Origin of the sequence: Thalassospira profundimaris (assembly GCF_003326675.1) — a bacterium.
Classification (GTDB): Bacteria; Pseudomonadota; Alphaproteobacteria; order Rhodospirillales; family Thalassospiraceae; genus Thalassospira; species Thalassospira aquimaris.
Map to the genome: position 1 here is coordinate 52,229 of NZ_JPWF01000021.1, position 12,033 is coordinate 64,261.

The following is a 12,033-nucleotide window of genomic DNA, read 5'->3' on the forward strand; positions in this document are numbered from 1 at the left end:
AACCACGATGCTCGTCCGCGATTGGAATCGATCTAGAAAAACAACCATTCCTGTACACGATTTTGTTGAACATTACCCAGAGTTGATGTAAAGGAAAATTTGAACGCATAAAAAATAGCGTAAAACCAATCAATAAGATGGCGTAACAACCGGGTGCGTTCACCGGGACAGTCGGGCAGAACGTACAATGAAATCTGGTTATCTTCGCGGACTTTGGGCCGCGTCGCTGGCATTGATGGTGGTTGATGGCATCAGCAATGCAGCATTCGCACAAGATCAGGACGGTCCCAAATGGGGGCCTCATATCGATTTTGAAGGTAAGGCAGGCACAAAGCGCAACCTTGGCGAAGCCGACATGTTTCTTCCTGTCCTGCAAGATGATGTCAGCATGCTGTTTGCAAATTTGCGGGCCCGCATGGATGATGATGACAGCCGCGAGGGCAATTTCGGACTTGGCGTCCGTCACATGCTTGGCAATGGCTGGAACCTTGGCGGAATCGCGTATTTTGACCGGCGCAAAAGCCCGCTCGGCAATATGTTCAACCAGGTAACTTTCGGCGCCGAAGCCCTTTCGATGGATTGGGACCTGCGTGCCAACGCCTATATCCCGGTCGGGCGCACATCTTATGATGTTGATTCCCTGAGCACCGCAACTGTTTCCGGCTCAACAATTACATTTCGCGGCGGCGAGGAACGATCCCTTGACGGTTTTGATGCCGAACTTGGCTGGCGCTTGCCGTTCTTTGACGAAGATGCCGGGCAACAATTGCGCGTTTATGGCGGCGGATACCGTTTTGCTGATGACAAGGCTGGCATGATTGCCGGACCACGCGGGCGAATTGACCTGACTTTTGATGAAGTTCCGTTCCTTTGGGAAGGTTCGCGCTTTAACCTTGGTGCTGAAATCCAGCATGACGACCCGCGCGGCACCCAAAGCTTTGCCGTGTTCCGGCTTCGTATCCCGCTTCAGGTATTTGCAGGTCGCAGTTCATCGCGCCCAACCTTGACCCCGATGGAACGGCGCATGGCCGACCCGGTCATCCGTGACGTTGATGTGGTCAGCCAGTCTGGCACATTCGGCCCGGCCGAGACCGCCACAACGACGTCAGGTAATGCAATCACGGTCCTGGACAGCACATCAATCACAACTGCAAACCTTGGAACTGCGGTTGCCAATGCAGGCGCAAACTCCACCGTCATCCTGCAAGGCAGCTATACGGGGATGAACAACAGCAAAATCACGCTTCAATCGGGTCAAACATTGATGGCAGGCGGCACAATGGTTGTAAAATCCCCGTCCGGGCGCACGGCGACCATAACAATGGGATCGGCCTCTATCTCGGGCACCGGCCAAGTCGCAAGTTCGGTGGCCAGCCTGATCCAGATGGGCAATAACAGCACACTCGACGGCATAACCCTTAGCAACACCGCGAACGGCGGAAACGGCGTCGCAACCATTCTGGTCAGTGGTGTATCGAACGTCACCATCAAAAACAGCACGTTAACCGCTTCCACGACCGGCAACTCCTCGACACCGATCTTTATAGAATCTGGCGCCAGCAACGTCACAATTACCGGCAATACATTAAGTGCGATTGGCGGCGGGTCTCAACGCGCGGCTGGCGGTGCCATGATGAACGTCGCAAGCAATGTGACATTCTCGAATAACTCGGTCACTGCATCCAACAGTACCGACCTTGTTTCACTGTTTGTAAGGGACGTCACAAACCTGTCCGGTTCCGGCAACACCAGAAATTCCGGGAACTGTGTGACATCGGGCACCAATACCGGTTCGGTAAGCTTTACCGACAGCACCACCTGCCCGTAAGAAACAAGAATGCCGACAACCAAATAAAATGCGCCCGGTGCGATATCCTCGCACCGGGCGCAAACATTTTCAGTCGGCCTTTGTCTTAGCCAAACACTGCGTCATGGGCACGCACATAGGCAACCGCCGCATCCGAAACCGCGGCAACACTCATGCCGGGTTTGTAGATACCCGAACCTAGCCCGAACCCGTCACAGCCCGCCTTGGCATAGGTGGCAAAATCATCCGGACCAACGCCACCAACCGCATAAACCGGCATGCTGGCGGGCAGAACCGCACGCATGGCCTTGATGCCATCTGCCCCAATGATGCTGGCCGGAAAGATTTTAAGGCCGTCAGCCCCGGCCTTGATCGCGGCAAAGCATTCGGTCGGAGTCAGCACCCCCGGCCAGGACCCCATGCCCAGTTCTTTGGTCTTGGCGATCACCTCGATATCGCAATTGGGCGAGACGATGAATTCACCCGATGCCGCTTTGACATTGGCGACATCCTCCGTGGTCAGCACAGTACCCGCCCCGATCAGGGCGCTATCACCAACCGCTTCTTTCATCGCTGTGATGCTTTTAAGCGGTTCGGGGGAATTCAGGGGAACTTCGATCATGGTGATCCCCGCCGCCACAAGGGCACGCGCCATATCGGCGGCCTCGACCGGCTTCACACCACGCAGGATCGCAATCAGGCGACGGTGTTTCGAACCACTCACCGCATCCGTAATTTGCTCTGCAACATATGATGGCGCCATGATCTCAATTCCTTTGTGATGCGTTTGTTAGTACCTGCCGGGCTTGTGTCAGTCCGGCGAGGGTAATTGATGTTCCGTCCATCGGGGTGGCTTTATGTCCATGTACGGCAAGAGCTTCCTGATAAAGCGATGCCAGCTTGCCCGCACCGATCAGGGCAATTTCCTCGTCCATCTGCAACAGCCCCAGCACATCGGCAATCTCCGCCCCGATCACGGTTCCGGACAAAACGGCGACACCGGACGGCACTGCCTGCCCTTCGCGGGCGACCAATGCCCCGGCCCGCACGGTAAACAGGCTATGCAAAAAGCCGCTCGGCTGCGCCTTGGCAGCGCGGATGGCATCGGCAAAGGCCGCGTCATCCCAATCGTCCCCGACCGAATGACGCAGGATCGAGTTCTGTGACAAAAGCGCAAAGACCTCGCCACTCATATACGTACGAAAACCGGTGATTTTTCCATCGGCGACCCGCGCCCATTTCGAATGGGTGCCGGGCAAACATACCCAACCGGCAAAATCCGGGTTCTGTTTCATAAAGCCGACAAGCTGGGTTTCCTCGCCGCGCATGACATCGGCATCCTCGCGCTGACACAGGCCGGGCAGGATCGAAACTGTAATGCGAGGATCCCTCACATTTGGATTTACCGCCCCGTGGGCAAGATCGGACGAGCTTGCCGGCACATCGCAATAGGGGGCTTCGCGCCACCCCTGCTTGGCCCCGGCCATCCCGCAGATGACAACCGGGACATCACGCGCATCGGGTGCAAGCCAGCCATCAATCAATCCGACCAGAACACCTTCAAATGACAGCTTGTCGTCACCTGCAATAGCATTCATCCCCAAAGGACTTTGCGCCTCTGCCAGAATGTCAGCGCTATCACCCATCGCCCAGACACGCAGGTTCGATGTGCCCCAGTCAACCGCGATCCAGCTTGGGATGCCTGCGGGGGATGAAGAATGATGTGATGAAGCCGTCAACGCCCTGCCCTTTGTGCTTGCCTGCAAGGCCTCCGTTTCGGGTGCCATTGCCGCTTGTTTTATTCCTCATACTATTGGCCGGATGAATGGTCAATCCATCCCGAAGGAAATCGCAGAACAGCTTTTGCAAAGACACCACATCATATGCGCAAACGTATGTGCGCAGCACAAATACCCCAAACGTCCGAACATCCCAAAGCCCCCACCGTCACACCGGCGTTTCCGCCCTATTTGGGGCCAGTAACCGCTGATGTGATCGCCAGTTCTGGGCCTCAATAAACACCTTGGACACTTCGGGAATGGCGGCACGGATATCAGTTTCAAGCCGCGATACCGCGGCCTCAACCTGGGGCGAGCCGATCTGATCATCGAAATCGACACTGACGCAGACAATCACATTTTGCGGTCCGTGATGGAGTGTAATGATTTCATTCACCCCGAGAATTCCCGGAATGGCGGCAACCATCCTGGCGATCTTTTCGCGGCTTTGCGCATTGGCGCTTTCACCAATCAACAGCCCCTTGCATTCGACCGCCAGGAAAAAGGCCGTCACCGCCAGAATAAGCCCGATCATCACTGATGCCAGCCCGTCAAGAACCGGCATATCAAACAGATAAGCCGCCGCAATCCCGACAAAGGCCACCAGCAGCCCGCACAATGCGGCTGAATCCTCAAACAGGATGACAAACACCGTCGGGTCCTTGCTGCTATGCACGGCCTTGATGATTGTCTTATCGGGGTTCTGGGCGCGAAAGGTTTTATAGGCCGTGCGAAAAGCCGCCCCTTCAAGCACCATCGCAATGATCAGGATTGAAAACACGACGTGATATGTCCGGATATCAAATCCGCCAAACGATGCCACCACATGAATATCAAGCGCATGCGGATGAAGGATTTTATCCACCCCTTCCCAGATTGAAACACCCGCCCCCAATCCGAAAATCATCACCGCAACCAGAAACGACCAGAAATAGGTCTCCTTCCCATAGCCAAGCGGATGCCGCACATCGGGCTCCTGATGCGACAGCTTCAACCCCAAAAGCAACAATCCCTGATTGCCCGTATCCACCAGCGAATGGATGCCTTCCGACATCATCGCTGCAGAACCGGTAATCGCCGCCCCGGCAAACTTCGCCACAGCAATCAGCAGATTGGCCGCCGCGGCCATGTAAATGGCCCCCTTCGAGGAATGAGACATATGTTCGATATCCAATCTGAAATTCTGTGATGCGCACACCGGCGCAGGGCACCGGGAAAAAGCCCCTCGGCCAAATAACTTAAGACCAGTCTAGTCGCTTTTATCTGATGATCACAACCGGCAGCGCCGATTTAAAGGCGCCATCAATCATCGAAAAAAACTATCAAACATAATTTAATTTACTATTTCCCCTATCTCACTGTGAATTGTTAGGCTGTTCAAAGCGATGGGGAAACCCGTTGTTTCGGAATTTGTGACGATAGCGTTGCGATCTCTGAGTTGAACATTATCTGGAACATGAAAGCTTAACGTAGAAATACTGGCGCAATCATAAGGGTTTTGTTTAAATCAACGCATCAGGGATACCAACCTAAGGTCGATACAAGACAGTCGATCGGGACTTGCTGTTTTGTCATCCGGTCTTGGTGAACGCGAGACGAGTCAAAGAGCTGTTAAAAAACATCTCAGCCACTACGGAGAGAGAAAAATGGACGGAAAACACACCGCAGGGAAATGTCCGGTAATGCACGGCAGCATGACCGAGACCGGCAACAGCAACACCGACTGGTGGCCGAAAACCCTTAATCTCGACATCCTGCATCAGCATGACACCAAGTCCACCCCTTATGGCAAGGACTTCAACTATGCTGAAGAATTCAAGAAGCTTGATCTCGAAGCTGTCAAAACCGACCTGAAAAACCTCATGACCGACAGCCAGGATTGGTGGCCGGCCGACTGGGGTCATTACGGCGGTCTGATGATCCGTATGGCTTGGCACTCTGCCGGTTCCTATCGTCTGGCCGATGGCCGTGGCGGCGGCGGCGCTGGCAATATCCGTTTTGCCCCGCTGAACTCCTGGCCTGATAACGCCAATATCGACAAGGCACGTCGCCTTCTCTGGCCGATCAAAAAGAAATACGGCAACAAACTTTCCTGGGCTGATTTGATCATCCTGGCCGGCACCATGGCCTATGAATCCATGGGTCTCAAAGTATTCGGTTTCGGTGGTGGTCGTGAAGACATCTGGCACCCGGAAAAGGACGTTTACTGGGGTTCGGAAAAAGAATGGCTGGCCCCAAGTGACAACCGTTATGACGATGTTTCCAAGCCGGAAACCATGGAAAACCCGCTTGCTGCTGTGCAGATGGGCCTGATCTATGTGAACCCGGAAGGTGTCAACGGCAAGTCCGACCCGCTTAAAACCGCCGCACAGGTTCGTGAAACCTTTGCGCGTATGGCGATGAATGACGAGGAAACCGCGGCCCTTACGGTTGGTGGTCACACCGTTGGTAAAGCACATGGTAACGGCGATGCCGGCCTTCTTGGCGAAGCACCGGAAGGGGCAGATATCGCTGAACAGGGTCTTGGCTGGAACAACCACACCACCCGTGGTGTTGGCCGTGACAGTGTGACCTCGGGCATCGAAGGTGCCTGGACCACCCACCCGACCAAGTGGGACAATGGCTATTGCCACCTGCTTCTCAATTACGAATGGGAACTGACCAAAAGCCCGGCCGGCGCGACCCAGTGGGCCCCGATTGGCATCAAGGAAGAAGACATGCCGGTTGACGTCGAAGACCCGTCAATCCGTTGCATGCCGCTGATGACCGATGCCGACATGGCGATGAAGGTTGACCCGACCTATCGTGCGATCATCGAGAAGTTCAACAATGACTTTGACTACTTCTCCGATTGCTTTGCGCGCGCTTGGTTCAAACTGACCCACCGTGATCTTGGCCCGAAGGCCTGCTATCTCGGTGCAGACGTTCCGGCAGAAGACCTCATCTGGCAGGATCCGATCCCGTCGGTTGACTACACCCTGTCTGATGCGGAAATCGCCGATCTTAAATCCAAGCTTCTGGCATCCGGCCTGACCAGCGCCGAGCTGATCAACACCGCTTGGGATTCTGCACGCACCTTCCGTGGTTCGGACAAACGTGGTGGTGCAAATGGTGCGCGTATCCGTCTTGCCCCGCAGAAAGACTGGGAAGGCAATGAACCCGCCCGCCTTGCAAAGGTTCTCAAAACCCTTGAAGGTATCCAGGGTGGCCTTGCCAAGAAAGTCTCGCTTGCGGACCTGATCGTGCTTGGTGGTACGGCTGCGGTTGAAAAGGCTGCCAAGGATGCCGGTGTCAACATCACCGTTCCGTTCGCAGCGGGCCGTGGGGATGCGACCGATGCCATGACCGATGCCGCATCGTTTGACGTGCTTGAACCGCTTGCCGATGGTTTCCGCAACTGGTCGAAAAAGGACTATGTTGTCACGCCGGAAGAAATGCTGCTTGATCGTGCACAGCTCATGGGCCTGACCGCTCATGAAATGACCGCGCTGATCGGTGGTATGCGCGTTCTTGGCACCAACTTTGGTGGCACCAAGCATGGTGTCTTCACCGCCAACGAAGGTGTTCTGTCGACTGACTTCTTCGTCAATCTGACGGACATGTCCTATAGCTGGAAACCGGCGGGCCAGAACCTTTACAACATCGTGGATCGCAAATCGGGCGAAACCAAATTCACCGCCACCCGCGTTGATCTGGTGTTTGGCTCGAACTCCATCCTGCGCGCCTATGCCGAGCTTTATGCTCAGGACGACAACAAAGAGAAGTTTGTTAAAGACTTCGTTGCGGCCTGGACCAAGGTGATGAATGCGGATCGGTTTGATCTTGCGTAAGGCTTAAGCCTTTAAGATGATGTGAATACGAACTTTCCAGCTCTGAAACGAGAACACCCCCGGTCGGATGGCCGGGGGTGTTTTTATTTGATACTAGCTCGATTGCACCCTAAAACCACCGATGGTAGATTACAACTATTCATTGTCCACTATGAGAAGACAAAAGTCGGTTTTTTCAATTCACAACAACACATAGTATCCGAATGAATTATGACCTGTCGTTTTTGAATGATAAAGAGTTTGAAGCCCTTGCAAATGATATAATTCAAGAAAGAGAAGGCACAACTGTCGAACGCTTCAAGGCAGGTCGCGATTCCGGCATTGACGGCAGGTTTTATACAACAAACGATAAAACAGTCATAATTCAAAGCAAACATTGGCTCAAATCAGGATTACCTGCACTCACCAAACACTTGAAAAAAACTGAACTTCCTAAGATAAATAAAATATCGCCTGATCGATATATACTAGTTACCTCATTAGGCTTAACTCCACAGAACAAAGAACATTTACAGAACTTACTTTCACCATACATATTATCTTCAAAAGACATCCTTGGATGTGACGACATACTAGATAGTATTTCGAAATCTTCTTCTATTGAAAAACGCCATTACAAACTTTGGCTTTCCAGTAGCTCAGTATTACAATTGATACTAAATAACGCTGCTATTGGTCGAAGTTCTGCGAAGCAAGCAGAAATTACCGACTCATCCAAACGGTACGTACAAACTGAAAATTATCAAAGAGCTATTAATAAGCTGGAGCAATCTAGAGCAATAATTATTACCGGAGAAGCTGGAATAGGAAAGACGACACTAGCTGATCAAATCTCTCTACACTACATTGCAAGAGATTACGATTTTTGCGTAATAGAAAATGATATCTCCGAAGCTGAATCAATATTTCAAGAGGAAAAAAAACAGCTATTTTATTTCGATGATTTTTTGGGTCGAAATTTTCTAACAGCACTTGAGGGTCACCAAGACAGCCACATAATAAACTTCATCAAACGCGTTTCGTCATCCAAACAAAAACGCTTCATCCTAACTTCTCGCACAACAATATTAAACCAAGGCAAATATCAAAGCGACCTATTCAATATCAATAAGGTTGAAAAAAGTGAATTTGAAATCAAAATTCAATCCATTAGCTTTTTTGATAGAGCACTAATTTTATACAGTCACATTTGGTTTGGTAATCTTTCTGAGGAACACATCTCCTCTCTATACTTTGACCAAAGATACATGAAAATTGTATGCCACCGAAACTACAACCCTCGCGTCATAAGCTTTATTACTGATCAAGATCGTTATTCTGGAATTCCAATAGAAAATTATTGGCAAGAAGTAGTGAAGACATTGGAAAACCCCAAAGATATTTGGGATAATGTGTTCGACAACCAACTGAATGCCATGAGCCGGCTAGCTGTATGCTTAGTGGTATTTAATGGAAGTCGAATTAGCGAACCAGAACTGCGTGAAGCATTCTGCAGTCAGACAGTTTCAGAGGGCATTGCAGCCCCATCTGAATCGGTCAATTCATTCACTCAATCCTTAAAAATTTGCGTCGGAGCTGTTCTCAATAGAACAATCGACTCTCGCCATCCTTCTCCATACATCAACCTTTTCAATCCGTCTGTTGCCGACTTTGTTATTTCTCGGTTCATCGAAGATACGAATACGATAAAGCAGTTTTTTATACACCTAAACACCGTCGCCTCGCTTCAAAACCTAGAAGCATTAAAACGAAGCCAAACCATCTCTCACGCCCAATTCACCGAAATACTACGCCACATAGAGATTCGAAAATTATCCGAGGGATCCCTTGAAACCAAATTTGAATACACAATAGAATTATGCTCTCAAACCATCCGTTATAAACTTTATCAAAATAAAAAAACTCAAAAGCGAATAGAAGTTATTTCGAAGAAATTACTCGAGAACAGATACGATGACGAAGATGATCTAACAAATGATATATGTATTATATTACAACACTTTATCAATACGTGCCCAACCAAAGAAAATAGCTCATTGATTTACGAGTTCATTGAAGATTACGAGACGACATTTCTAGATCATGAGCAATTAGATAGCCTTTACAATCTTGCCGACTGCCTCGATATCGAACGAAGAGACGACGCCTGTAAGATCGTTGAGGAAGCTTTGATAGAATTCTGGCAGGATCAAATTGACGAAATGATTAGTAGCGAACAAGCTTTGGAAGGCTTCTATGACATCCATGACACAACAGACGCCTTTAATGCCGTCATTGACTTCTTGGAAGACAAGATCGGTTATGTTGGATTCACCCGAGAAAAATTAGCAAACTTGGCGGAATTCGCGAATATCGATAGCCATATCGAAGCCAATATTGATGCCGAATCAAGACATCACGGCAACATAATCAGCCCAAACTCCAACTTCAGCAATAATATGACTGCATCAGAAGCAGAAGCTGTTCATGACCTATTCCAGCGCGATTGATTGGCATTGAACTCGCTTGCCAAGCTTGCAAACTGGTCAACACCTAATCATAGTCTTTAATTTAGCGACGGCATTTACAGCAATTGACACTTCCACCGAAACACCATCTCCAAGGGAATGTAAAATTTATCGTCCATTGCATATGGATGAATATTCGCTTGGATCACAACGGTAGCTTCGCAATTTCTATGTTAAATTGCCCTCGCCCGTCAAGTTACCAGCTGGCTAGACATCGATCTGCATACTTACCAATACCTTAATTGATGCAACTAGTCGGGAGCTTAGTTCAAAGTAACTAGTACGACCAATGCCACTTTCAGATTGAGGCACCTTCGTCGATAAGCTACCCTCAAGAGTGTCGAAATCGGCAAGAAGCAAAATCCGGGCTAACGGATCAATAATGAGAAAGCGGTCTATCACCGCATCCCCTCGACGCTAAATCTGAAAACCTACGCAGCTACCTTTTCGGTGTTAAGCGGAAGGGTTCGCGCGTTCGAGCGAGGAAAACCTCATGAAACTTCAATTTGCTATCGTTGAAGGCATCAGAAAGCTGCCTTCTAAAGGCAGTCTTGGAAAATGCCCAAATTGCGGCGAAATAGTCATTTCCAAATGCGGAAATCAGCGAGTTCATCATTGGGCTCACAAATCAACAAGAGTTTGTGACACTTGGTGGGAGAACGAAACTCAGTGGCATATCGAATGGAAAAATCATTTTCCTCAAGACTGGCACGAGATTAGCCAATCGGACCAAAGTGGACAACGCCACATTGCGGATGTCAAACGCCCTGACGGGTTTGTCGTTGAATTCCAGCACTCGCATATTTCAGAAGATGAGCGCGAACAACGGGAAGCGTTTTATGGCAGAATGGTCTGGGTTATTGACGCTCTCAGACTAAAGCGATCAACTCCCTGCTTCCAAAAGGCGATACGTACTGCAAGGCTCATCTGCCAAAACCCGATTGTTCTACAAGTAGATGATACTAGCGCGCTCATAAAAAGATGGATCACGAGTAAGAAGGTGGTCTACTTCGACTTTGGCAATCATCAGATCACATCAGAAAAATTGCCACAGTATAATTCACCGATGATCTGGCGACTTGATCCTTCAAGTACAATCTATCGCGCTCACCTAACACCACTTCCAAAGTCGCAACTGGTTGCAGACATTCGTACATGCCAAATGACGCAGCCATCTAAATCAGGCCTCTTTGAGCATATTCGCCTCAAAACCCAGCGACCACTAAGCCACGCACCAAAAACGACCACAGGCAAACCGTTAAAGGAGTTTGAACGCTACTTAGCTGCAAAACGCCGCCGACGTGCTGCGATTAGGCTGTAACTGCTTGCTAGAGCTAAGATAGTTAGGAGCTAGTACGCAAACGAAACACCCCCGGCCAATCGACCGGGGGTGTTTTTCTCTGCAGCCCGCAACAAACGTCACAACACCGCCTATATCACTCAGAAATCAGATGATCTCTTCATAGAGCTTTTTGGTGATCTCGTTGGTCAGCGGGATCGGGTTGCCGCCAGCACTTGGATCTTCGACCGCCATTTTTGCCAGAAGGTCGATCTGATCGCGATCCACACCAAGGGCCGACATTTTTTTCCGGCACGCCAAGCGCACGGGAGAAATCGATCAGCCAGGCATAGAAACCATCAAAACCGCCTTCGATGCCAAGATAAGCTGCAAGCAGTTCAACGCGGGCCTCAATGGCCGGACGGTTGAACTTCACCACGGCCGGAAGGGCGATTGCGTTGGTCATGCCGTGCGGCGTGCCATAGACAGCGCCAATCGGGTGGGACAGCGCATGCACCGCACCAAGGCCCTTCTGGAACGCGGTTGCACCCATCGCAGCGGCGCTCAGCATATGTGTTCGATGTTGCCACCGTTCTTGTAGGCAATCACAGAAAAAGGAGACCGCGTCTTTTTTGATTGGCAGCGGTTAGTTTGACACATGTTGCCCAAGCGCAGTCTGCGCGCGACCTGTCGGTCGTGCTCAACCTTCAGACTAAAAACGTGCCACTGGCACGTTTTCTTGACGTCTTCAGCCTTCAAGTTATGAGCACAGGCTCAGAACACAGGAAGACCTCAGGTTCGAATGCTGACCCAAGACTAAAACGACAAAACC

The 12,033-nt window shown here is 50.5% G+C and carries 8 protein-coding genes; 4 read left to right on the plus strand and 4 right to left on the minus strand.

The genetic code is table 11. From position 1 onward, the window contains the following. The first annotated feature begins 187 nt into the window (after window positions 1–187). Entirely contained in the window at window positions 188–1,828 is a 1,641-nt protein-coding gene (locus tag TH19_RS20820; protein ID WP_114104282.1) for an inverse autotransporter beta domain-containing protein, read from the plus strand. A gap of 85 nt (window positions 1,829–1,913) precedes the next feature. Here TH19_RS20820 and TH19_RS20825 read toward each other — a convergent pair whose 3' ends face one another. From TH19_RS20825 to TH19_RS20835, 3 genes are all read right to left on the minus strand, one after another. After that, window positions 1,914–2,570 carry a 2-dehydro-3-deoxy-6-phosphogalactonate aldolase gene (locus tag TH19_RS20825; protein ID WP_181846504.1) on the minus strand — a complete coding sequence of 219 codons (657 nt, stop codon included), beginning with the start codon at window positions 2,568–2,570 and terminating at the stop codon, window positions 1,914–1,916. Window positions 2,571–2,574: 4 nt separating this feature from the next. Continuing rightward, window positions 2,575–3,546, minus strand: coding sequence for a 2-dehydro-3-deoxygalactonokinase (locus TH19_RS20830; protein ID WP_258548067.1), 972 nt, complete (start codon window positions 3,544–3,546; stop codon window positions 2,575–2,577). A gap of 208 nt (window positions 3,547–3,754) precedes the next feature. After that, window positions 3,755–4,744, minus strand: coding sequence for a cation diffusion facilitator family transporter (locus TH19_RS20835; RefSeq protein WP_114104293.1), 990 nt, complete (start codon window positions 4,742–4,744; stop codon window positions 3,755–3,757). A gap of 487 nt (window positions 4,745–5,231) precedes the next feature. Between TH19_RS20835 and katG the strand changes: the two genes are divergently transcribed. The 3 genes from katG (at window position 5,232) to TH19_RS20850 (ending at window position 11,243) form a co-directional block, all read left to right on the plus strand. Further along, window positions 5,232–7,415, plus strand: coding sequence for a catalase/peroxidase HPI (gene katG / locus TH19_RS20840; RefSeq protein ID WP_114104285.1), 2,184 nt, complete (start codon window positions 5,232–5,234; stop codon window positions 7,413–7,415). A 203-nt stretch (window positions 7,416–7,618) separates the two neighbouring features. Next, on the plus strand, window positions 7,619–9,904 hold the full coding sequence (locus TH19_RS20845; RefSeq protein WP_114104286.1) for an nSTAND3 domain-containing NTPase: 2,286 nt from the start codon (window positions 7,619–7,621) through the stop codon (window positions 9,902–9,904). A 511-nt stretch (window positions 9,905–10,415) separates the two neighbouring features. After that, window positions 10,416–11,243: a competence protein CoiA gene (locus TH19_RS20850; RefSeq protein WP_114104287.1), complete on the plus strand. Its 828-nt coding sequence runs from the start codon at window positions 10,416–10,418 to the stop codon at window positions 11,241–11,243. Window positions 11,244–11,382: 139 nt separating this feature from the next. Here TH19_RS20850 and TH19_RS20855 read toward each other — a convergent pair whose 3' ends face one another. Next, window positions 11,383–11,844, minus strand: a complete 462-nt coding sequence (locus TH19_RS20855; protein ID WP_309471257.1) for a dehydroquinate synthase/iron-containing alcohol dehydrogenase family protein — start codon at window positions 11,842–11,844, stop codon at window positions 11,383–11,385. Between the last annotated feature and the right edge of the window lie 189 nt (window positions 11,845–12,033).